This is a genomic window from Ramlibacter rhizophilus, from assembly GCF_004681965.1.
Taxonomy (GTDB): domain Bacteria; phylum Pseudomonadota; class Gammaproteobacteria; order Burkholderiales; family Burkholderiaceae_C; genus Ramlibacter; species Ramlibacter rhizophilus.
This window is the reverse complement of sequence record NZ_SMLL01000006.1, coordinates 295,282-316,592: the sequence shown is the minus strand read 5'-3', so window position 1 is coordinate 316,592 and position 21,311 is coordinate 295,282. Positions and strand designations below refer to the sequence as shown.

Sequence of the window (21,311 nt, the reverse complement as noted above, 5' to 3'; positions counted from 1 at the left end):
CTGGGTACGGCGAGAAGCGCAGGCGCCAGATCGGGTCGCAAAGGAGATTCATTCGCACCTTCTAGCGCGGCGACAACACCGCCATCGTGATCCGCGACACGCAGGTCAGGCGCCCCTGGTCGTCCTGCATGTCGATCTGCCACACCTGCGTGCTGCGGCCGATGTGCACCGGCCGCGTGATGCCCGTGACCCAGCCTTCGGTGGGCCCGCGCAGGTGGTTGGCGTTGATGTCCAGCCCCACCACCTGGTGGCCGGGCGGGCAGCTGTAGGCCGCGCCGCAGGAGCCCAGCGTCTCGGCCAGCACCACGCTCACGCCGCCGTGCAGGCGGCCATAGGGCTGGCGCGTGCGCTCGTCCACGGGAACGCGGCCGCGGATGAAGTCGTCGCCGACCTCCAGGAACTCCATGCCGAGCCGCTCGGGCGCGGTGTTGCGGTGGCTCTCGGTGAGCAGCTCGATGGAGATGGGATGGGTCCAGATGCGCATGAGGGGCGATGTTAGCGAACCGGCGCATCGCCGGCCGCGGCGGTGGCGGCGGACGGCCGGCCGCGGCCGAGCACGGCCCACAGCAGGATGGCGCCGAAGGTGGCGGTGCCGATGCCGCCGAGGGCAAAGCCGCCGAAGCGCAGCGTGAAGTCGCCCGTGCCCAGCACCAGCGTGATGGCGGCCACGATGAGGTTGCGGTTGTCGGAGAAATCGACCTTGTTCTCCACCCAGATGCGCGCGCCGGCGATGGCGATGAGACCAAAGACCACGATGGACACGCCGCCCATCACCGGCAGCGGGATGGCCTGGATCACGGCGCCGAACTTGGGCGAGAAGCCCAGCACGATGGCGATGAGCGCGGCCACCAGGAAGATGGCGGTGGAGTAGATCTTGGTCGCGGCCATGACGCCGATGTTCTCGGCATAGGTGGTCACGCCCGTGCCGCCGACGCCGCCGCTGACCACCGTGGCCACGCCGTCGCCCATGAAGGCGCGGCCCATGTACACGTCCAGGTTGCGCCCGGTCATGGCCGTGACGGCCTTGATGTGGCCCAGGTTCTCGGCCACCAGGATGATGGCCACCGGCGCGATGAGCAGCATGGCCTGCGGGCTGAAGACCGGCGCGGCGAAGTTCGGCAGGCCGAACCACGGGGCGGCGGCGATGCCCGAGAAGTCCAGCGGCTTGCCCAGCCCCAGGCCGTTGGTGAGCACGGCATAGAGGATGCTGGCCACGATCAGGCCCACCAGGATCAGCAGGCGCTGCACCATGCCGCGCGTGAACACCGCCACCACCGCCACCGAGACGAAGGTCAGGGCCTGCATCCAGGCGTCGAAGCTGGTCGGCGCCATGTTCTTGATGGGAATGCCGGCGAGGTTCAGGCCGATGACGGCGACCACCGAGCCGGTGACCACCGGCGGCATGAAGCGTTCCACCCAGCCCGTGCCGGAGGCATGGACCACGGCGCCGATCACGAAGTACAGGACGCCGCAGGCGATGATCCCGCCCAGCGCGACGCCGATGTTCGGGTTCAGCCCCTGCCCCGTGTAGCCCGTGGCCGCTATCACCACGCCGATGAAGGCGAAGCTGGAACCCAGGTAGCTGGGCACCTTGCCGCCGGTCATGAGGAAGAAGATGAGCGTGCCCACGCCGCTCATGAGGATGGCCACGTTCGGGTCGAACCCCATCAGGAGCGGCGCCAGCACGGTGGCGCCGAACATGGCGATCACGTGCTGCACGCCCATGACGGCCGTCTGCGCCCAGGGCAGGCGCTCGTCCGGCCCGATCACCCCGCCCTGCGCGAGCACCCCCGAGGGCCGCTCGACCCAGCTGAACATCCCCATGCTGCTTCTCCTCGCTATTAAAAGAGGAGCAATGTTAAGGCGGGTCGGCAGGGGGGCTCAAGCGCCGGCCCAGGAAATCCAGCATGGCGGCCGGCCCGCGTCGCAATTAGGCTGCGCTCCATGCCAGGACCGACCGCCTCCAACCGACCCTTTCGCCCGCAGATCCGCCTGTACCAGGACTGGCTCGCCGCCCACAAGGGCCTGCGCTTCGACGACTACGACGCGCTCTGGCGCTGGTCGGTGGAGGACCTGCCGGCGTTCTGGCAAAGCATCTGGGAGTACTTCGACCTGCGCTCGCCCACGCCCCACCGAAGCGTGCTGGCCGACGCGAAGATGCCGGGCGCCCGCTGGTTCGAGGGGGCGCAGGCGAGCTACCCGCGCCAGGTGCTGCGCCACGTGCAGGCCGCGGGCGCCGCAGGCCTGCCGGCGCTCGTGAGCCGCAACGAACGCGGCCATCACCGCGAGCTGTCCTGGCCCGAGCTGCAGCGGCAGGTGGCCGCGCTGGCCCTGCACCTGCAGGCGCAGGGCGTGCGGCCCGGCGACCGCATCGCGGCCTACCTGCCCAACGTGCCCGAGACGGCCATCGCCTTCCTCGCCGCCGCGAGCATCGGCGCCGTGTGGAGCCTGTGCGCGCCCGACATGGGCGCCCCGGCGGTGCTGGACCGATTCCGCCAGATCGAGCCCACGGTGCTGATCGCCTGCGACGGCGTCCACCACGGCGGCCGCGACCTGGACCGCACGGAGGTGGTGGCCCGCCTGCGCGCCGAGCTGCCGAGCGTGCGCCATGTGCTGCTGCACCGCGAGCTGGGCGCGGACGCGCAGGTGCTCGGCGAGCACGCGGACCTGGCGGCGGTGCTGGCCCGCGACGATGCCGACACGGCGGCCTTCGAGCCCCTGTGGCTGCCCTTCGACCATCCGCTGTGGATCGTCTATTCCAGCGGCACCACGGGCCTGCCCAAGCCCATCGTCCATGGCCATGGCGGCACCGTGCTGGTGGCGCTAACCCTGGGCTGCCTGCACAACGACGTGGGCTGCAGCTACGCGCCCAACAGCTTCGGCGAGCGATTCCACTGGTACAGCTCCACGGGCTGGGTGATGTGGAACGCGCAAGTGGCGGGCCTGCTCAATGGCAGCACCTGCTGCATCTACGACGGCAGTCCCGCCGGCCCGCGCGACGCGCCCGACTGGACCACCCTGTGGCGCTTCGCGGCCGAGACCGGCGTCACCTTCTTCGGCGCCGGCGCGGCCTTCTTCGCCAGCTGCATGAAGGCGGGCGTGTCGCTCTCCGGCCTGCCGGCGCTGGCGCGCGTGCGGGCCCTCGGCACCACCGGCTCGCCCCTGTCCGAGGACGTGCAGCGCTGGGGCACGCAGCAGTTCCAGGCCCTGGGCGTGGAGGACATCTGGTGGTGCAACATCTCCGGCGGCACCGACTTTGCCGGCGCCTTCATCGGCGGCCACCGCGAGCTGCCGCAGGTGCCGGGGCAGATGCAGTGCCGCCTGCTCGGCTGCGCCGTGGAGGCCTGGAACGAAGCGGGCCAGCCCGTGATCGACGAGGTGGGCGAGCTGGTGTGCACGCGGCCCATTCCGAGCATGCCGCTGTACTTCTGGAACGACGAAGGCCACCGTCGCTACCTCGCCAGCTACTTCGACACCTACCCCGGCGTGTGGCGCCACGGGGACTGGCTGCGCATCACGCCGGAGGGCGGCTGCATCATCTATGGCCGCAGCGACGCCACGCTGAACCGGCACGGCCTGCGCATGGGGACCAGCGAGCTGTACGCCGCGGTGGAGGCGCTGCCCGAGGTGCTCGATTCGCTGGTGGTGGACCTGGAAGTGCTGGGGCGCCCGAGCTGGATGCCGCTCTTCGTGGTGCTGCGCCCGGGGCTGGCGCTCGACGAGCCGCTCAAGGCCCGCATCGCCGCCGCGGTGAAGAATGCGCTCTCGCCGCGCTTCGTGCCCGACGAGATCGTGCAGGCGCCGGAGATCCCGCGCACGCTCTCGGGCAAGAAGCAGGAGCTGCCGATCAAGAAGCTGCTGCTGGGCCAACCACTGGAGAAGGTGGTGAACCGGGACGCGATGGCCAACCCGGGCTGCCTGGACTGGTACCTCGCCTACGCGCGACAGCGCGAAGGCACCTCAACCTGAGCGTTGCGCCGGTGCCGCCGCCACGGACGGTTTCCGGTTCACCAGCACGATGCCCGCGGCCACGCCGACGAGCGCCACCACCAGCTGCAGCGTGAGCGGCTCCCCGAGCAGCGCCACGCCGAGCACCAGCGCGAACACGGGCGTGATGAAGGTGAAGGACGACAGCTTGGTCGCCGGGTAGTACCGCAGCAGCCACATCCAGGCGAGATAGCTGGCGAAGGCGCCCACCAGCGTCTGCAGCGCGATGGAGCCCCAGGCCAGGCCCGAGTACGAGAGCGACCAGCGCTCGCCGATGGCCAGCGACAGCGCCGGCGCGACCGCTGCCGTCACGGCCACCTGGTAGAAGAGGATCTTCTCGGCGTTCACGGTCACGAGCTTGCTGCTGCGAATGACCAGGGTGGTCACGCCCCACAGCAGGCCCGCGAGCAGGCCCAGCGTGTCGCCGCGCAGCTGGTGGGGCCCGGCGGCCGGGTCGCCGAAGCCTTCGCTGAAGGCCAGGGCCACCGCGCCGAAGGCCAGCACCAGCCCCAGCCACTGCAGCCCGCGCAGGCGCTCCGTGGGCACCAGGCGCGGCAGCAGCAGGGCCACCACGAAGGGCGCGGTGTAGAGGAAGACCGTCAGGCGCGAGGCGGTGGTGTCGCGCAGGCCCAGGTAGATGCAGGTGAACTCGCCGGCGAAGAGCAGCCCGGCGAGCAGGCCCGCCCCCAGCGTGCCGTCGCGGCCGAACAGGGGAATGCGGCGCCACAGGCACCAGGCCCACAGCACCGCGGTGGCCCCCATGAACCGCAGCCCGGCCTGCCACAGCGGCGGCACCTCGGCCACGGTGACCTTGATGAGGATCTGCTGGAAGCCCCAGAAGAGGCAGCTGGCCAGCACGAGCGTGATGGCCAGGGTGTCCATGTGTTCTTGTCTTTGTCTCATCCGCGGATGCTATCCCCCTGCGTGCCTGCGATGCACGTCGGCGGTGCGGTGCACGCGCTGGATCGGTGCGCGCGCGATGTCCTCGCGCGCCACCTCGCGCACCTCGGCCATGAGCGCGCGGGCGTCCCAGTCGGTCGGCCAGCCGCGCCACAGGCGCAGTGCGCCCTGCACGAAGACGGCGTCGATCTGGCCGCGGTCAGCCAGGCGCACCAACTCCCAGCTCAAATCCCAGCTCGGCTGCATTTCCGGCACGTCCAGGTCCAGCAGGAGGAAGTCCGCGGCCAGTCCTTCGGCGATGCGGCCGGTGACCTGCGCGAGGCCGCAGGCTTCGGCCGCGCGGTGGGTGGCGTGGTCCAGCCACATCCAGCCGCCGCCGCAGGACGAATCGCCACGCGCCAGGCCGTAGGCGATGCGCTGCGTGGCCTCGGCCGCGTCCATCAGGCGCAGGCCGTCATAGCGCGTGCCGTCGGTGCCGAGCGCGAAGGGAACGCCGCGCTCGTGCAGCTGCAGCGCGTCCAGCACGGCGTTGCCCTTCCACTGCGAGGCGACGGGGTTGTAGGCCACGGCGGCGCCGTGCTCGCACAGCAGGCCCAGCTCCGAGGGCGTGAGCAGAGTGGCGTGGGCCAGCAGCGTGCAGGCATTGAGGGCGCCGCATTCGGCCAGCAGCTCGATGGGCCGCAGCCCGCGCGCGACCAGCGAGCGCTCCACGGCCACCAGGTGTTCGTTGGCATGGGTCTGGAACAGGCGGCCGGACTCGCGCGCCAGGCCGGCCAGGTGCCGCAGCATGCGGTCGGTGGCGACTTCGGGAATGGAGACGGCCACCGACGGGTGCACCAGCGGGTCGTCCTCGAAGCGCGCGAGGTGCTGTGCGGCCCGCCGCGAGAGCGTGTCGAACGCGGCGTCGCCCTCGGGGTGCCCCAGGTCATTGCAGGTCAGCGCCAGCACGCAGCGGATGCCCGCCTCGCGCACGGCCTGAGCGATCTGGTCCAGGCCCTCCTCGGAGCGGGTGCCCGCGTCGACAACCGTCGTGAAGCCGCCGCGCAGTGCCTCCAGCGACGCCAGCTTGGCGCTGAGCCAGGCCGCGCGCGGCCGCAGGCTCTGCTCCATGGGCACCCAGATGCGGCGGAAGATCTCCGACGGCTCGCCGAAGGCGAGCGACTTGCCCAACGCCTGGGTGAGGTGCGTGTGGGCGTCGATCAGGCCCGGCATCAGCAGGCGGTCGGGCAGCGGCACGGGCGTGAGCTGCGGATGCTGCTGGCGCACGCGCTCCCTGGGCCCCACGCAGGTGAAGCGGCCCTGGGCGACGACCACCGCCATGTCCGGCTGCGGGCCCTCGGGCAGAAGCAGTTGTCCGGGTTCGAGCAGCAGCGTGTCTGCGCGCAGGAGGTCGGGTGAGGGCAAGGTCATGATGAGTCGGGTCACAGGAGCGCGCGCGCCCCCAGCCAGAGGCCGGTGGCGAGCAGGAGAAGCGAGACGGCGGTGTGCAGCTGGCGCGTGGCCATGCGACGGCCTGCCCACTGGCCGGCCAGCGAGCCGGCCAGCAGCAGCAGGCCCAGCAGCAGGGCGAGGCGCAGGTCCACGGGGGCGGCCTGCGCGTGGCCCAGCGTGGCCGCCAGCGCGACCGGCAGCTGGATGGCCTGGGCCCCGACCACCGTGGCCATGAGCGGCTGGCGCAGCAGCATGAGCGCGGGCACGAGCAGCACCGGCCCGCCGGTGCCGGTCAGGCCCGAGCCCAGGCCGACACCCAGGCCCAGTGCCGCGCCGAGGCCGGTGCCCACGCCGGGTGCATCGCGCTCGGCCGGCACGCCCGCGCGCAGGCCCCGCACGCCGCTGCCGATGGCCAGCGCCGCCAGCGCGATCAGCAGCCACTCGGCCTGCAGGCGGTGAACGAGCCAGGCACCCGCCAACGCGCCGAGCGCGGACCCGACGAGCAGCGGCAGCCACGGCAAGGCCGGCCCGGCGGCGGCTTCCGTGCCCGCCCCGCGGCGCATCGCGACCAAGGCGGCGATGCCGGGAAAGGCGAAGGCCAGGGCCGAGGCGGCGATGGCCTGCGCGGCGGGCATGCCCTGCAGGCTCACCAGCGCCGGCACCACCAGCACGCCGCCGATGCCGGTGGCGCCGATCAGCCAGCCGGCCAGCAGGACCGCGCCGGCACTGGCCAGCACGCCGCCATCAAGACCCATCATGTCTTCGTCATTCCACCTTGATCTGCGCGCGGGTGACCACCTCCTGCAGCATCTGCCGCTCGCGCAGGAGGTAGTCCGCGAAGGCCTTCTGCTCCAGCACCATGGGCCGGTTGGCGATCTCGGCCAGCTTGCGCACGACGTCGGGGTCCTTCATGGTGGCCTGCACGGCGGCCACGATGGCCGAGGCGGTGGCGGGCGGCAGCTGGGCCGGGCCCAGGAGCCCCAGCCAGGACTCGACGTTCACCTCGCGCAGGTCCGCGGTTTCAGCCAGCGCCGGCACCTCCGGCATCCCGGGCCAGCGCGCCGCGCTGGTGACGCCCAGGGCGCGCACCTTGCCGTCGCGGATGAAGGGCTGCGCCAGCGTGAGCGGCAGCACCGCCAGGTCGACCTGGCCGCCGCCGACGTCGGTGAGCACCTGCGGGCCGGACTTGTAGGGCACGTGCAGCAGCTTGATGCCGGCCCGCTGCTGGATCAGCTCGGACGTCACGTGCAGCGAGGTGCCCACGCCATCGGTGCCGACCGTGAGCTTGCCCGGCTGGCTGCGCGCGAGCTTCAGCAGCTCGGCGGTGCTGGCGACCGGCAGCTCGCGTCGCGCGACCAGCACGAAGGGCCCGACGGCCACGGTGGCCAGCGGCGTGAAGTCCTTGAAGGTGTCGTAGCGCACGGCCGCCGGCTGGACCAGGGGCGCGACGTTGAGCGGGCTGGCCACGGCGAACAGCAGCGTGTGGCCGTCGGCCGGGGCCTTGGCGGCACGCGTGGTGCCGATCGTGCCGGAGGCGCCGGGCACGTTCTCGATCACGACCGGCTGCTTGATCTGCTCGGCGAGCTTGCTCATGACCAGCCGAGCCGTCGAATCCACGCCCCCGCCCGGTGCGAAGGGCACGATGACAGTGACGGGCTTGGCCGGCCAGGCCTGCGCAATGCCCAGCGGGGCGGCGACGGCCAGCACGCCGGCGGCGCAGGCCTTGAGGAAGGTTCTCGATTTCACGGCACGATTCCTTTGCGAATGGGTCCACGGGGACGGGCTTGCTTGCCAGCACCGCCAACCTGTTATAACAAGTCAGGACAGGTTTAGCAATGCGCGTGCCAGCTACCATTCGTCCGTCTCCCGCCGTCCCGCACCACCCTGATGCACACGCTCTATGCCCAACTTCGCGACCAGCTTCGCGACCGCATCCTCCAGGGCCAGCTGGTCCCGCATGACAAGCTGCCCTCCGAGAGCGAGCTGAGCGCGGAGCACGGGGTCAGCCGCATCACGGTGCGCCAGGCGCTGGCCGACCTGCAGCGGGACGGCCTGATCGTGCGGGTGCAGGGCAAGGGCGCCTTCGTCGCGGCGCCGCGAACGCAGCAGAGCCTGCAGCGGCTGCAGGGCCTGGGCGAGGCGCTGGCCGGGCTGGGCCGGGTGCACAGCCGGCGGCTGTCCGTCAAGGAGTTGCGCGCCTCGCCGGAGGCCGCGCGGGCGCTGCGCCTTCCGGGGGGCAGCACGGCCTGGCAGCTCGCGTCGCTGCGCTACCTGGAGCGCGAGCCGCTGTCGGTGAACATCGCCTGGTTCCCCGGGGCCCTGGGCGAGCGCATGCTGCGCATCGACGCCTCCGGGCGCGACTACATCGACGTGCTCGAGACCGAGCTGGATCGCCCGGTGGCCCAGGCGGAACTGGAGATCAGCGCCGTGCCCGCGCCGACCCGGCAGGCGCGGCTGCTCAAGGTCGAGCCCGGCGCACCGGCGCTGCGCGTGCAGCGCGTGCTGCACGGCGCGGATGGCCAGCCGCTGCAGTTCGAGACGGCGCTCTACCGCGGCGACACCTTCAGCTACAAGCTCAGCCTGGTACGTTGATCGGCCACCGGCCGCGTGCCCGGTGCGACACTCGGGCCCTTTTCCCGCGAACGAGAAAGGCCCCCGCATGAAGACCCGAGCCGCCGTCGCCTTCCAGGCCGGCCAGCCCCTGTCCATCGAAACCGTCGAGCTCGAAGGCCCGCGCGCCGGCGAAGTTCTGGTGGAGATCAAGGCCACCGGCATCTGCCACACGGACTACTACACGCTCTCCGGCGCTGACCCCGAAGGCATCTTCCCGGCCATCCTGGGCCACGAGGGTGCGGGCGTGGTGGTGGACGTGGGGCCGGGCGTGAGCACGCTGAAAAAGGGCGATCACGTCATTCCGCTCTACACGCCCGAGTGCCGGCAGTGCAAGTTCTGCCTCTCGCGCAAGACCAACCTGTGCCAGCTCATTCGCGGCACGCAGGGCAAGGGCCTGATGCCCGACGGCACCAGCCGCTTCAGCCTCGACGGAAAACCCATCTTCCACTACATGGGCACCAGCACCTTCAGCAACTACACCGTGGCCCCGGAGATCTCGCTGGCCAAGATCCGGCCCGACGCGCCCTTCGACAAGGTCTGCTACATCGGCTGCGGCGTGACCACCGGCATCGGCGCGGTGATCTTCACGGCCAAGGTGGAGGCCGGCGCCAACGTGGCGGTGTTCGGCCTGGGCGGCATCGGCCTGAACGTGATCCAGGGCGCGAAGATGGTGGGCGCCGACAAGATCATCGGCATCGACATCAACCCGGCGCGCCAGGAGATGGCCCGCCGCTTCGGCATGACCCACTTCATCAACCCGCAGGAAGTGGACAACGTGGTGGACGCCATCGTGCAGCTCACCGACGGCGGCGCCGACTACAGCTTCGAGTGCATCGGCAACACGCAGGTGATGCGCCAGGCGCTGGAGTGCACGCACAAGGGCTGGGGCCAGAGCATCATCATCGGCGTGGCCGAGGCGGGCGCGGAGATCTCCACGCGCCCCTTCCAGCTGGTCACCGGCCGCCAGTGGAAGGGCTCGGCCTTCGGCGGCGCGCGGGGCCGCACCGACGTGCCGAAGATCGTCGACTGGTACATGGAGAACAAGATCAACATCGACGACCTCATCACCCACACGCTGCCGCTGGAGCGCATCAACGAGGGTTTCGATCTGATGAAGCGCGGCGAGTCCATCCGCGCGGTCGTCCAGTACTGAGCGGGGCCACGCCATGGAGATCCTGAGCCGCCACGCGGCCTTCGGCGGCGTGGTCCTGTTCTGCCGCCATGACTCAAAGGCCATCGGCCTGCCGATGCGGTTTTCCGTGTTCCTGCCGCCCTCGGCCGTGGTCGAGGGCGCGGCGCCGCATGCCGCGCTGATGTACCTCGCGGGCCTGACCTGCACCGAAGAGACCTTCATGGCCAAGGCGGGTGCGCAGCGCGTGGCGGCCGAGCTCGGCCTGGTGCTGGTCGCGCCCGACACCAGCCCGCGCGGCGCGAACGTGGAAGGCGAGTCGGCGCACTGGGACTTCGGCCTGGGCGCGGGCTTCTACCTGGACGCGACCGAAGCGCCTTGGCGGACCCACTACCGCATGGAAAGCTGGGTCGCTGACGAGCTGCCCACGCTCCTGGCACGCGAGCTGCCGGTGGACGCCGCCCGCCTGGGCCTGTTCGGCCACTCCATGGGTGGGCACGGCGCGCTCACGCTGGCGCTGCGGCATCCGGGGCGCTTTCGCACGCTCTCGGCCTTCGCGCCGATCTGCGCGCCCACGCAGTGCCCCTGGGGGGAGAAGGCCTTTCGCGGCTACCTGGGCCAGGACCTCGCCGCCTGGCGCGCGCACGACGCGAGCGAGCTGATGCGCGGCCAGTCGGGCCCACCGTACCCCGCGGGCATCCTGGTGGACCAAGGGCTGGACGACAAATTCCTGGCGGAGCAGCTCAAGCCCGAGCTGCTGGAGGTGGCCTGCGCCGAGGTCGGCCAGCCGCTCACGCTGCGGCGACACGCCGGCTACGACCACGGCTACTACTTCATCTCGACCTTCATGGAAGACCACCTGCGCTTCCATGCGCGCGGGCTGGCGGCCTGAGAGGCCGTGCCCACCGGCGCTACAGCTCGGTCAGCTTCCCGAGCAGGCGCCGCAGCACGCGGGCCTCGCCCGCGCCCAGCGCCTGCAGGATGCGGGCCTCGTGTTCCCGGGCCTCCTGGACCAGCGGCCGCACCAGGCGCCGGCCGGCGGCCGTGGCGCCGACCCGCGTGCGGCGCTGGTCGTCGGGATCGGCCAGCAGCACCACCCAGCCCTGGTCGGCCATGCGCTGGGCCAGCTTTGTCACGGTGGGCTGCTTGGACAGCACCTGGCGCGCGAGCTCGCTCACGGTGAGGGGCTCGCCGTCGTGCAGGGTGGCCAGCACGCGCCATTCGACCGGGCTGAGGCCCGCCGCACGGACGTGCTCATCGAACTCCCGGTACACCGCATGGTGGGCCTGGGCCAGCAGGTGGCCGAGGTCCTGGTCCACGAAGCGCTCGGCGACGGCGCTCACAGCGGCAGCTCGGTGAAGAAACGCCCGCCATGGAAGAGGAGCGGCGTGGCCCCCTGGCGCCAGGTGCAGCGCTCGACCTCGCCGACGAAGATGACGTGGTCGCCCTCGTCATAGCGGCTGCGGTTGAAGCATTCGAAGGTGGCCGCCGCGCCGGCGATCAGCGGCGCACCGCCCGCGCCCGACACCGACTGCACGCCGCTCCAGCGGTCCGAGCCCTTGGCCGCGAAGCGCTCGGCCAGGCTCTTCTGGTCGGCGGCCAGCACGTTGATCGCGTAATGCGAGCCGGCGCGGAAGGCCGCCAGCGAGGCCGCGGCCTGCGACAGGCTCCACAGCACCAGCGGCGGGTCCAGCGAGACGGAGTTGAAGGAATTGGCCGTCAGGCCGATGGGCAGCCCGTCGGGGGTGCGGGTGGTGACGATGGTCACGCCGGTGGCGAACATGCCCAGCGCCGCCCGGAACTCCCGGGCCGAAAAACTGGGCGCCTGCGCCCGGCGGGATGGACTCATCAACTCGGCTCGATGCATGAAATTTCATGTAGTATGCCCCGAAGCACAGGACGGCGGTGACTCATGAGCTTGCCCACCTTCAGCACCCTCGGCGACGGACCCACGGTCCTCATGCTGCACGGGGTCGCGGCGACCCACCTGGCCTTCGCGCCACAGGTCGAGTCGCTGGCCATGGCGGGCTTCCGGGCGGTGGCCTGGGACATGCCCGGCTACGGCCTCAGCCCTCCCATCGAGCCCTACACCTTCAAGGGACTGGCCGAGCGCTGCATCGCGCTCATCGGCGCCCTGCGCTGCACCACCGTCACGCTGCTGGGCCACGACATGGGCGGTATGGTCGCGCAAGAGGTGGTGGCACGCCGGCCCGAGCTGGTGGACCGCCTGGTGCTGTGCGGCACCAGCCCCTCCTTCACGCAGCTGGAGGCCGAGCTGGTGCCTGACGCGGCGCACACGCTGCGGCAGGGTCGCAGCATGGGCGAGCTGGCCGAGGCCCTGGTGCCGCAGATGGTGGGCTCGGGCTCGCTGCCCGAGGGTGTGCGCCTCGCGCAGCACTGCATGGGACAGGTCCACCCCTCCACCTTCCGCCGCGCACTGGACGCGCTGCCGACCTTCGACCGCACCTCCGGCCTGGACCACATCCACGTGCCGACGCTGCTGGTGGCCGGCGAACAGGACCGCCACGCCCCGCCGCACGTGATGCGCCAGATGAGCCGGCGAATCGCGAGCAGCACCTACATCGAGATGCCCGGCATCGGCCACCTGCCGAACCTGGAAGCACCGGACGAGTTCGACGCCGCGGTGCTGAACTTCCTGGCGCTGCCGCGGCTGCTCCACTGACGCGGACTACTCCTCGCGCAGGACCTCCCCATCGGAGATCCGCGCGCGCTGAAGCCACAAGACGCCGGCGCCCCACGCGAGCGACAGCAGCATGACCGCCGCGCCGGCGAAATGCACCGTCCGCCCGATGCCCTGCGCGCGCGGCAGGAGGCCCAGGCTGGACAGCAGGTAGATCCAGTCGTGTGGGCCGTCGTCGCCGGTGTGGCCCCCCAGCAGGATCAGCTGCGGGTGCAGCGCGTCGTACGCATAGGGCGCGATCGTGAGCAGCGACACCCCCGTGAGCCACAGGCCCAGCGAGGCACCGAAGGGATCGCGGTTCTTCGACAGCAGCACGCCGGCCATGGCCAGCGGCATCGCCAGTTGCCCGAGCGTGCCGCCGAAGACCGTCATCCATTCGCCCAGGGGCAGCATCAGCACGTGGCCGGCCTCGTGGAACAGCAGCAGCGGCCCGTGCAGGAAGGAACTGGCGATCTCGCCGCTGCGGATGTCGGCGCGCACGAGCGGCAGGCTCCAGGCGGCAAAGCCCAGCCAGAGGGCGAGCCGCAGCCACCAGCGCAGCGGGTCGACCCGCTCGGGGACGTGCAGCAGCGCGGCGAAGCGGCTCAAGCGTCGAACCCGAGGAAGCGCATCGCAACCGGCGGGCGCTCGCCCGACATCAGTTCGGCGATGGCCTTGCCCGAGCCCGCGCCGTGCGTCCAGCCCAGCGTGCCATGGCCGGCGTTGACCCACAGACCGCGCACCCGCGTGCGGCCGATGAAAGGGATGTTGGTCGGCGTGGCCGGCCGCAGGCCCGCCCAGTAGCGCGGCCTGCCGCCTTCGGCCTCGCTGCGGGTGTCGCACACGCCGGGCAGGACCTCCTCGATGCGCCGCGTCAGCATGCGGCAGCGGGCCTTCGCCACCGGCGAGTCGAGGCCGGTGTCATACCCGCCCAGCTCGATGGTGCCCGCCACCCGAAGCTCGTCGCCCAGCCGCGTGATGGCGCACTTGACCTCGTCGTCGATGGTGCTGACCCAGGGCGCCGCCTCGGGCCGCAGCAGGGCGAAGGTGGCGCTGTAGCCCTTGCCGGGGTAGATGGGCAGGTCGATGCCCAGCGGGCGCAGCAGCGGCGCCGTCCAGGAGCCGCAGGCGACGACCACCGCGTCGGCACGGTGCAGTCGCGCGGCGCCCGTGGCCTCGTCGCGCAGGTGGACGGCGGCCAGTGCGTCGCCTTCGCGCTCCAGCCGCAGCACCTCGTGCCCGAAGAGAAAACGCGCGCCGCGCTGCGTGCAGTGGTCGGCGAGCGCCTCGGTGAACAGGCGCGCATCGCCGCTCTCGTCGCTGGCCGTGTAGGTGCCGCCGACGATGCGGTGGGCGAAGGCGCGGAAGGCCGGCTCGATGGCGAGCAGTTCGTCGCGGCTGACCACGCGCCGCTCCACGCCGTGGCGGCGCATGAGTTCGGCCGCCTGCGCGGCGGCATCGAAGGCGGCGCTGTCGGTGAAGTAGTGGGCGATGCCCCGCTCCAGGCGCTGGTACGCGATGCCGGTGGCCGCGACGACGTCCTTGAGCGCGGCGTGGCTGTAGGCCCCCAGGGCGACGAGCTGCGCCACGTTGCGCTCGAAGGCCGCGTCGTTGCACTCGGCGAGGAAGCGCAGGGCCCAGCGCCATTGCTGCCAGCCCTCGCCGATCGGCAGGCGCGGGCGGAACAGCAGCGGCGCGTCGCGGCGCAGCATCCACTGCAGCACCTTGGCGGGCGCGTGACGATTGGCCCAGGGCTCGCAGTAGCTGACCGAGATCTGCCCCGCATTGGCGTAGGTGGTCTCGCGCGCGGGCGCCGGCTGGCGATCGACCACGGTGACAGCGTGGCCACGCTCCAGCAGGTGCCAGGCGGTGCTGGTGCCGATGATGCCGGCGCCGAGGACAAGCACGTTCATGGCGCGAGTGTGGCGCATGAGCCGCCCGGGCGCCGACGGTGCAGGTCGTAGAATCCCCAGCCATGAGTCTGCGCGCCGCCAGCGTCAAGCCGTCCTTCAAGGAGCAGATGCTGGCTGCGCGTGAAGAAGCCATCATCCAGGCGGTCAACCGCCTGCTGGCCGAGAAAGGCTTCGACGCCATGACGGTGGACGAAGTGGCCGCCGACGTCGGCATCGCCAAGGCCAGCCTCTACAAGCATTTCCAGAGCAAGGAAGAACTCGCGGCAGCGGCCATGGTGCGCGTGATGCAGCGGGCCGAGGAGTTCCTCGCCGCCGTGGACGCGCAGCTCGTGCCGCTGGACAAGCTCAAGGTGGTCGTGCGCTGGATGCTGGAGACCCTGCTGGCCGGCCAGATGCCCACGCTGCCCAGCCAGAACTCCAGCCTGCGCGCCGTGCTGCTGGCCAATCGGGACTACATCGATGCGCTCATGCGCATCAGCGACACGCTGGGGCGCTGGATCGAGTCGGCCCAGGCCGACGGCAGCGTGAATTCCCGCCTGCCGGCCGTTGCCGTGCTCTACACGCTCTATGCGCGCGCCTGCGATCCGGTCGTGGAGTTCCTCAAGGCCGGTGGACAGCACAGCGACGCGGAGATCGTCGAGCTGGTGATGTGCACCTGCTTCGAGGGGCTGAACAGCCGGGGCTGAGCGCCGCGGCAGGCTCAGAAGGCGGTGAAGGAATCGGAATTCCTTCGCCCCTCCGTCAGCGCACCAGGAGGACCGGCACGGTGCAATGCGCCAGCACCCGGTTGGCCACCGAGCCCATCACCAGGCGCCCCAGCGCGCCATGGCCGTGCGAGCCCATGAGGACCAGGTCGTAGCCCCCCTGCGTGGCGTAGTCGGCGATGGTCTCGCCCACCGAACCGGTCTTCCACGCGGAGGTGGCGCTCAGCCCGGCGGCCTGCAGCCGGGAGACGACGGGTTCGAGCACCTTGCGCGCTTCCTCGTCGTGGTAGTCGTGGGTGGCCTGGCTGCCCACCACCGACGCGGCGTGGTTGGGCAGCGGCATCTGCGCGTTGAAGACGGTGTACGCGTGGCTGGGGTCGAAGAGCTCGCGCTGCTTGAGCACGTATTCGACCATCTTGTTCGTGTAGTCGCTGCCGTCGGCAGCCAGCAGGATTTTCATGAGGGTTCTCCACCGAAAGAATGCGGCGAGGCTAGCACGGCCAGGCCGTCGGCCGGTCGCGTCCTGGCACGCCGCGGCTTGATCTCGATCACGAACTGTTCACGAAAGCCTTCCTGCTCGCCCTTGCTGGCATAGCCCAGGGTGTTGGCGAGCACGCGGCAGCCGCCCGCGACATAGTCCTGCTGGCAGTGCAGGTGGCCGTGCAGCCAGTAGTCCGCCTGGTCGAAGAGCGCGTCCAGGCCGTTGCAGAAGCCGGCCGTGCCGGGCGTGAGGCCGTAGCGCGGATCGGCGCTGCGCAGGCTCGGGGCGAAATGCGTGACCACCACCGTGGGCCCGTCGAAGGGCTGCGCCAGCGCGTCGCGCAGCCACTGGTGGCAGGCCAGGCCCAGCTCGCGCCAGCCGTCGGCGAGCAGCGGCTGGCCATCTCGCAGGGACGTGTTGCGTCGCAGGTAGAAGTTGGCGGCGCGCATGGCCTTGTCGCGCGCCTTGAGGCGCCGCACCGTGTCGGGCGCCTCACGGGCGATCGCTTCGAAGTCGGTCCACAGCGTGGTGCCGAGGAAGCGCACGCCTTCGATGAGTGCGCATTCGCGCTCCAGCCAGCGGATGCCCAGGCGCTCGCAGGTCTCGCGCAGCCGCGCATGCGTGGCGTCGAAGTCGAGCCCGTCGTATTCGTGGTTGCCCGGGACGTAGAGCACCGGCGTCGGCCAGCCGCGCAGCGGCGAGAAGCGATCGAGGCCGAAGTCGCTCCCTTCAAGACGGCTGCCGGGCTGGTAGGAGCCGATGTCGCCGGCCAGCACGAGCAGCTCGGCCTCGGGCGCGGGACGCGGAGCGCAGCCGGGATGCGACTCCAGGTGCAGGTCGGACAGGAGCTGGACTTTCACATGCTCATTGTGGCGAGGTGGTTCGGGGCCGGCTGTCGCCCTGCGGCGCGAAGGCGCGTGCCGCGGCGTCCGACACGGCCTGCCGCAGCCAGCGGTGCTCGCTGCGCGCGTCCTGCCGCCGGTGCCAGAGCGCGTCGACGTGCACCGCCGGCACCTCGAAGGGGAGCTCGCGCCAGGTCAGCTCCGCGGCCATGCCGGTCACGGCCACGAAGTGCAGCGGCAGCACCGTGAGCAGATCGGAGCCGGCCACCACGCGCCCGGCCGTGAAGAACTGGTTCACGGTGAGCACGATGCGCCGCCGTCGGTTGAGGGAGGCGAGCGCCTCGTCGATGAAGCCGAAGGGCCGGCCCGAGAAGCTCACCAGCAGGTGGTGCGCCCGGCAGAACACGTCCAGGCTCAGGGGCGCCGCGGCCAGCGGATGCGCCTGCCGCATGACGCAGACGTAGCGACCGTCATAGAGGCGCTGGTGGTCGAAGGCCGAGACGCCGCCCGCCTGCGCCTGCGCCGTGAGGTCGGCCAGCACGGCCGGGAAATGGCCCACGGCCAGGTCGATCTGCCCCTCGTCGAGCAGGCGACGCGGATCGCGCGTGGTCAGGGGCAGCACCCGCATCGAGATGCCCGGCGCCTGGCGCTCGATGATCTCGACCAGCCCGGGCATGAGCTCGGCCGCGGTGGCATCGGCCATCGCCAGCACGAACGTATTGCTGGCGGCCGCGGGGTCGAAGGCGCCCGGTGCGATGGAGGCCTCCAGCTGCCGCAGCGCCTCGCTCACGGCCGGCCACAAGGCCAGCGCGCGCGGTGTCGGCTCCACGCCATAGCCGCTGCGCACGACCAGGCGGTCTCCCAGGAAGTCGCGCAGGCGCGTGAGCGCGTTGCTGACCGCCGGCTGGGTCATCGACAGATTGCGCGCGGCACGGGTGAGGTTGCGCTCGGCCATGACTTGGTCGAAGACGCGCAGCAGGTTGAGGTCGAGTTGGCGGAAGTTGGGCGCATTCATAGGCAAGACGAATGATATGAATCACCAATCTAAAGTTGGCAAATATCAGGGACAACCCTAGTATTCGCTTCACAACAGACCGGCAACCCGCCGGAGCAAGCGACCCACAAGGAAGATTCTCATGACCAGCTTCGTTCACACCGACTTTCCCACCGAACATGCCGGCCTGACCCGCGTCCTGCGCGGCGCCGGTGTGGTGCGCCAGGCTTGGCGCCGCAGCGCCCACGGAAGCCTCGCGCTGGCGGGCGTGGTGGCCGGCGCCGTCGTGCTGGCCAACGAGCTGGTGGACACCTGGACCGACGGCCACCTGCTGGCCGCCTGGATCGTGATGTGGGCAGTCGCCTTCGGTGCGCTGGCGATCTTCGCGGCCCCGCTGGCCCGCGCCACCAAGGCGCTGTCGGCGGCCGCCGGCCGCTGGAACACCCGCCGCAAGCAGGCCGCCGAGGACCGCCGCGTCTGGGAGCTGGCGCTGGAGGATGCCCGCGTGATGGCCGACATCAGCCGCGGCATGGACAGCCGCTCGCTGCCGGGCTACTACTGATCCGCGCCCGGATGCTGTTCGCCCTTCTGATCGCCCCGGCCCGCGGCCTGCAGTGGCTGCTGCAGCGCCTGCCGGGCCCCCTGCGGGCGGCCATGGACGGATGGTCCCGGCGGCGAGCGCAGCAACGATGGGCTCGCCGCCAGCAGCGGATGCGGCAGCGCTCCTGATCGCCTTAGGAAGCCTCAGGAAAAAGCCACCCCGCGGGGTGGCTTTTTCGTGGGCCGGGTGCGGTCCGCTCAGGCGGCCAGGCGCTTTTCCAGGCGGGCCTTGGTGGCGCCGAGCTCCTCGGGCAGGTGGTAGGCCAGCTGCTCGAACAGCTCGGTATGCAGGGTCAGCTCTTTCTCCCAGGCGGCCTTGTCGATGCTGGTGACGGACTTGAACTGCTCGGGCGTGAAGTCCAGGCCGGTCCAGTTGAGTTCCTCGTAAGCCGGGCTCACGCCGAAGACATGCTCCTGGCCCGAGGCCTTGCCCTCGATGCGGTCGATCATCCACTTGAGCACGCGCATGTTCTCGCCGTAGCCGGGCCAGACGAACTTGCCGTCCGGGCCCTTGCGGAACCAGTTGGTGGTGTAGATGCGCGGCAGCGTGGCGCCCGAGGCCTGGAGCTTTCGGCCCAGGTCCAGCCAGTGCTGGAAGTAGTCGGCCATGTTGTAGCCGGCGAAGGGCAGCATGGCGAAGGGATCGCGCCGCACGACGCCCTGCTGGCCGAAAGCGGCGGCCGTGGTCTCCGAGCCCATGGTGGCGGCCATGTAGACGCCCTCGATCCAGTTGCGCGCCTCGGTCACCAGCGGCACGGTGGTGGAGCGGCGGCCGCCGAAGATGAAGGCGTCGATGGCCACGCCGCGCGGATCGTCCCAGGCGGCGTCCAGCGCGGGGTTGTTGGTGGCCGCGACGGTGAAGCGGGCATTGGGGTGGGCCGCCTTGGCGCCCGTTTCCTTGGCCAGCTCGGGCGTCCAGTCCTTGCCCTGCCAGTCGATGGCGTGGCGGGGCGCCGGGCCCATGCCTTCCCACCACACGTCGCCGTCGTCGGTGAGGGCCACGTTGGTGAAGATCACGTCACGGTCCAGGCTGTCCATGCAGTTGGGGTTGGTGTCGTGGTTGGTGCCGGGAGCGACGCCGAAATAGCCGGCCTCGGGGTTGATGGCGTAGAGGCGCCCGTCGCTACCCGGCTTGATCCAGGCGATGTCGTCGCCGATGGTGGTGACCTTCCAGCCCTCGAAGCCCGCGGGCGGAATCAGCATGGCGAAGTTGGTCTTGCCGCAGGCGCTGGGGAAGGCGGCGGCCACGTGGTACTTCCTGCCCTGGGGGCTGGTCACGCCCAGGATCAGCATGTGTTCGGCCAGCCAGCCCTCGTCGCGGCCCATGGTGGAGGCGATGCGCAGCGCGAAGCACTTCTTGCCCAGGAGCGCGTTGCCGCCGTAGCCGGAACCATAGGACCAGATCTCGCGCGTCTCGGGGTAGTGGACGATGTACTTGGTCTTGTTGCACGGCCAGGCTACGTCCTGCTGCCCGGGCTCCAGCGGGGCGCCCACGGTGTGGACGCAGGGGACGAACTCACCGTCCACGCCCAGCACGTCGTACACCGCGCGGCCCATGCGGGTCATGAGCTTCATGTTCACCGCCACATAGGGGCTGTCGGACAGCTCGATGCCGATGTGGGCGATGGGCGAACCCAGCGGGCCCATGGAGAAGGGCACCACGTACATGGTGCGCCCGCGCATGCAGCCGTCGAACAGCGGCTGCAGCGTGGCGCGCATCTCGGCCGGGTCGGTCCAGTTGTTGGTGGGGCCGGCGTCTTCCTTCTTCTTCGAGCAGATGAAGGTGCGGTCCTCCACGCGGGCGACGTCGCTCGGGTCGGACCAGGCGAGGTAGGAACCGGGCCGCTTGACGGGGTCCAGGCGCTTGAAGGTGCCGGCGTCCACCAGCTGCTGGCACAGGCGCTCGTACTCTTCCTGGCTGCCGTCGCACCAGACCACCGACTCGGGCTTGCACAGGGCCACCATGTCCGCCACCCAGGCGATCAGTTTGGCGTTGCGAACCCAGGAAGGCGCATCGAGGGACAAGCCCTGCATCACGGGGGAATTCATCGACAGAAGCTCCTATGTTGAAAACCGGATTTCCACAAGGCGAAGCTCTGGCGGGGAAGCGATGAGCGGCACCTTCTGGAAAGCGGGCTTGGCTCAGTCGAGAAGCGGGAGGCTGCTGGGCAACGTCGTCGCGCCGATGAATGTCTCCTGGCTGGGGCGCGTCCGCGGTCGGCTGGGGGATCGATTTTAGGTAAGCAGTCGCGGCGCTGGGCTGCGTTACAAAGCAATTCCATGCAAAAGGCGCATGAGGTTATGTCTATCTTATTGATGGGCTGAAAACGACACGGCCCGCGCTGCACGAGGCAGGCGCGGGCCGTGTCGGTGGAAGGCGGCCGCTGATCAGGCCAGGTAGATGGCGATGAAGGCCAGCAGGAACATCAGCACGGCGCCCACCAGGGGCAGCACGATGGGCACGCTGTGGATGATGCCTTCGACGGCGTCCTGCGGTTCATGGGGATCGCCGTGGCTGTGGCGCTGTGCTGGATCGGACATAAGGGTTCCTCGGAGCCGGTCGACAAAGGGATGCACCGATTTTACCGGCGCCGGCCCGCGGCCCGCCCCGGCGGGGTCAGAGCAGGGCGTAGGTGGTGCTGGCGCGGCACGCGCTCTTGCCGTCCTGGGCGCCGCGCAGGTCGATCTCGCCGAAGGCCAGGCTCTTGCCGGCACGCAGCACCCGCGCCTGCACCAGCGCGTCCTGGCCCGCCAGGGGCTTGAGGAAACTGGTGTTGAGCTGGACCGTGGTGCAGGGGCGGAACTCGCCGAAGTGCTGCATGAGCGCCAGGACCATGGCCGTGTCCGCGGCGGCCATCATGGCCTGGCCGCAAAGCATGCCGCCGTGGCGGGCCAGCTCGGGCGTGTTGGGCAGGCGCAGGACCACGCCCTCATCACCGTTGCCCCCCGCAGAGACCACGACGAGTCCGAGGGCCTGGACCCACGGCGCGAAAAGCTCGGCCAGGGCCGACTGGAGTTGTTCCGTCTGCATGCGCCG

Annotated in this window: 24 protein-coding genes; 8 read left to right on the top strand and 16 right to left on the bottom strand. The window is 70.8% G+C overall.

Annotated features, from left to right (window positions below; genetic code table 11):
- Positions 1 to 61: 61 nt before the first annotated feature.
- Positions 62 to 484, bottom strand: a complete 423-nt coding sequence (locus EZ242_RS16455; RefSeq protein WP_135286271.1) for a hotdog fold thioesterase — start codon at positions 482 to 484, stop codon at positions 62 to 64.
- Between the two features lie 11 nt (positions 485 to 495).
- The gene (locus tag EZ242_RS16450; protein WP_420821259.1) at positions 496 to 1,818 is read right to left on the bottom strand and encodes a solute carrier family 23 protein; all 1,323 of its coding nucleotides are present in this window, start codon (positions 1,816 to 1,818) and stop codon (positions 496 to 498) included.
- Between the two features lie 126 nt (positions 1,819 to 1,944).
- Between EZ242_RS16450 and EZ242_RS16445 the strand changes: the two genes are divergently transcribed.
- Positions 1,945 to 3,969: an acetoacetate--CoA ligase gene (locus EZ242_RS16445; protein ID WP_135286269.1), complete on the top strand. Its 2,025-nt coding sequence runs from the start codon at positions 1,945 to 1,947 to the stop codon at positions 3,967 to 3,969.
- Here EZ242_RS16445 and EZ242_RS16440 read toward each other — a convergent pair.
- From EZ242_RS16440 to EZ242_RS16425, 4 genes are read right to left on the bottom strand one after another with little or no spacing between them, the layout of a single operon-like run.
- Positions 3,961 to 4,890, bottom strand: coding sequence for a DMT family transporter (locus EZ242_RS16440; protein WP_135286268.1), 930 nt, complete (start codon positions 4,888 to 4,890; stop codon positions 3,961 to 3,963). The two genes, EZ242_RS16445 and EZ242_RS16440, sit on opposite strands and share 9 nt — an antisense overlap.
- A 9-nt stretch (positions 4,891 to 4,899) precedes the next feature.
- Positions 4,900 to 6,297, bottom strand: coding sequence for an amidohydrolase family protein (locus tag EZ242_RS16435; RefSeq protein ID WP_135286267.1), 1,398 nt, complete (start codon positions 6,295 to 6,297; stop codon positions 4,900 to 4,902).
- A gap of 11 nt (positions 6,298 to 6,308) precedes the next feature.
- Positions 6,309 to 7,076 carry a TSUP family transporter gene (locus tag EZ242_RS16430; RefSeq protein ID WP_240787124.1) on the bottom strand — a complete coding sequence of 256 codons (768 nt, stop codon included), beginning with the start codon at positions 7,074 to 7,076 and terminating at the stop codon, positions 6,309 to 6,311.
- Between the two features lie 7 nt (positions 7,077 to 7,083).
- Positions 7,084 to 8,064: a Bug family tripartite tricarboxylate transporter substrate binding protein gene (locus EZ242_RS16425; RefSeq protein WP_135286266.1), complete on the bottom strand. Its 981-nt coding sequence runs from the start codon at positions 8,062 to 8,064 to the stop codon at positions 7,084 to 7,086.
- Positions 8,065 to 8,205: 141 nt separating this feature from the next.
- Here EZ242_RS16425 and EZ242_RS16420 point away from each other — a divergent pair, with 141 nt between their 5' ends.
- From EZ242_RS16420 to fghA, 3 genes are all read left to right on the top strand, one after another.
- A complete protein-coding gene (locus EZ242_RS16420) occupies positions 8,206 to 8,910 on the top strand; it encodes a GntR family transcriptional regulator (protein ID WP_135286265.1) in 705 nt (234 codons plus the stop codon).
- Positions 8,911 to 8,977: 67 nt separating this feature from the next.
- Positions 8,978 to 10,084, top strand: a complete 1,107-nt coding sequence (locus EZ242_RS16415) for an S-(hydroxymethyl)glutathione dehydrogenase/class III alcohol dehydrogenase (RefSeq protein ID WP_135286264.1) — start codon at positions 8,978 to 8,980, stop codon at positions 10,082 to 10,084.
- Between the two features lie 13 nt (positions 10,085 to 10,097).
- Positions 10,098 to 10,952 (top strand): S-formylglutathione hydrolase, encoded by an 855-nt coding sequence (fghA, locus tag EZ242_RS16410; protein ID WP_135286263.1) that lies wholly within the window; start codon positions 10,098 to 10,100, stop codon positions 10,950 to 10,952.
- 19 nt (positions 10,953 to 10,971) lie between these two features.
- Here the strand turns inward: fghA and EZ242_RS16405 are convergent, their stop codons facing one another.
- Both EZ242_RS16405 and EZ242_RS16400 read right to left on the bottom strand, forming a co-directional pair.
- Positions 10,972 to 11,403 (bottom strand): MarR family winged helix-turn-helix transcriptional regulator, encoded by a 432-nt coding sequence (locus EZ242_RS16405; RefSeq protein ID WP_135286262.1) that lies wholly within the window; start codon positions 11,401 to 11,403, stop codon positions 10,972 to 10,974.
- Positions 11,400 to 11,909, bottom strand: a complete 510-nt coding sequence (locus EZ242_RS16400) for a flavin reductase family protein (protein WP_135286261.1) — start codon at positions 11,907 to 11,909, stop codon at positions 11,400 to 11,402. Before EZ242_RS16400 ends, EZ242_RS16405 begins: the two co-directional genes overlap by 4 nt.
- Before the next feature lie 63 nt (positions 11,910 to 11,972).
- On the opposite strand from EZ242_RS16400, the gene EZ242_RS16395 reads away from it, so the two are divergent.
- The gene (locus tag EZ242_RS16395) at positions 11,973 to 12,743 is read left to right on the top strand and encodes an alpha/beta fold hydrolase (RefSeq protein ID WP_135286260.1); all 771 of its coding nucleotides are present in this window, start codon (positions 11,973 to 11,975) and stop codon (positions 12,741 to 12,743) included.
- Between the two features lie 6 nt (positions 12,744 to 12,749).
- On the opposite strand, the gene EZ242_RS16390 is transcribed toward EZ242_RS16395, so the two are convergent.
- Together EZ242_RS16390 and EZ242_RS16385 are read right to left on the bottom strand one after the other, a co-directional pair.
- Positions 12,750 to 13,349, bottom strand: coding sequence for a hypothetical protein (locus tag EZ242_RS16390; RefSeq protein ID WP_135286259.1), 600 nt, complete (start codon positions 13,347 to 13,349; stop codon positions 12,750 to 12,752).
- A complete protein-coding gene (locus EZ242_RS16385; protein ID WP_135286258.1) occupies positions 13,346 to 14,653 on the bottom strand; it encodes a D-amino acid dehydrogenase in 1,308 nt (435 codons plus the stop codon). Before EZ242_RS16385 ends, EZ242_RS16390 begins: the two co-directional genes overlap by 4 nt.
- A gap of 62 nt (positions 14,654 to 14,715) precedes the next feature.
- Here EZ242_RS16385 and EZ242_RS16380 point away from each other — a divergent pair, with 62 nt between their 5' ends.
- On the top strand, positions 14,716 to 15,339 hold the full coding sequence (locus tag EZ242_RS16380; protein ID WP_240787123.1) for a TetR/AcrR family transcriptional regulator: 624 nt from the start codon (positions 14,716 to 14,718) through the stop codon (positions 15,337 to 15,339).
- Positions 15,340 to 15,394: 55 nt separating this feature from the next.
- Here the strand turns inward: EZ242_RS16380 and EZ242_RS16375 are convergent, their stop codons facing one another.
- Genes EZ242_RS16375 through EZ242_RS16365 form a run of 3 tightly spaced genes read right to left on the bottom strand, consistent with a single transcriptional unit; the run spans position 15,395 to position 17,695 of the window.
- The gene (locus EZ242_RS16375) at positions 15,395 to 15,817 is read right to left on the bottom strand and encodes a universal stress protein (protein ID WP_135286257.1); all 423 of its coding nucleotides are present in this window, start codon (positions 15,815 to 15,817) and stop codon (positions 15,395 to 15,397) included.
- Positions 15,814 to 16,698: a metallophosphoesterase gene (locus EZ242_RS16370; protein ID WP_135286256.1), complete on the bottom strand. Its 885-nt coding sequence runs from the start codon at positions 16,696 to 16,698 to the stop codon at positions 15,814 to 15,816. Before EZ242_RS16370 ends, EZ242_RS16375 begins: the two co-directional genes overlap by 4 nt.
- A gap of 4 nt (positions 16,699 to 16,702) precedes the next feature.
- Entirely contained in the window at positions 16,703 to 17,695 is a 993-nt protein-coding gene (locus EZ242_RS16365; protein ID WP_135286255.1) for a LysR family transcriptional regulator, read from the bottom strand.
- A gap of 121 nt (positions 17,696 to 17,816) precedes the next feature.
- Between EZ242_RS16365 and EZ242_RS16360 the strand changes: the two genes are divergently transcribed.
- Both EZ242_RS16360 and EZ242_RS22095 read left to right on the top strand, forming a co-directional pair.
- Complete coding sequence (locus tag EZ242_RS16360) at positions 17,817 to 18,236, top strand: hypothetical protein (RefSeq protein ID WP_135286254.1); 420 nt, start codon at positions 17,817 to 17,819, stop codon at positions 18,234 to 18,236.
- An 11-nt stretch (positions 18,237 to 18,247) separates the two neighbouring features.
- Positions 18,248 to 18,403, top strand: a complete 156-nt coding sequence (locus EZ242_RS22095) for a hypothetical protein (RefSeq protein ID WP_167784827.1) — start codon at positions 18,248 to 18,250, stop codon at positions 18,401 to 18,403.
- A 69-nt stretch (positions 18,404 to 18,472) separates the two neighbouring features.
- Here the strand turns inward: EZ242_RS22095 and EZ242_RS16355 are convergent, their stop codons facing one another.
- The 3 genes from EZ242_RS16355 to EZ242_RS16350 all read right to left on the bottom strand — a co-directional run bounded on the left by EZ242_RS16355 (position 18,473) and on the right by EZ242_RS16350 (position 21,305).
- Positions 18,473 to 20,323 carry a phosphoenolpyruvate carboxykinase (GTP) gene (locus EZ242_RS16355; RefSeq protein WP_135286253.1) on the bottom strand — a complete coding sequence of 617 codons (1,851 nt, stop codon included), beginning with the start codon at positions 20,321 to 20,323 and terminating at the stop codon, positions 18,473 to 18,475.
- A gap of 339 nt (positions 20,324 to 20,662) precedes the next feature.
- Positions 20,663 to 20,815, bottom strand: coding sequence for a hypothetical protein (locus EZ242_RS22090; protein WP_167784825.1), 153 nt, complete (start codon positions 20,813 to 20,815; stop codon positions 20,663 to 20,665).
- 76 nt (positions 20,816 to 20,891) lie between these two features.
- The gene (locus EZ242_RS16350) at positions 20,892 to 21,305 is read right to left on the bottom strand and encodes a PaaI family thioesterase (RefSeq protein WP_135286252.1); all 414 of its coding nucleotides are present in this window, start codon (positions 21,303 to 21,305) and stop codon (positions 20,892 to 20,894) included.
- Positions 21,306 to 21,311 lie beyond the last annotated feature (6 nt).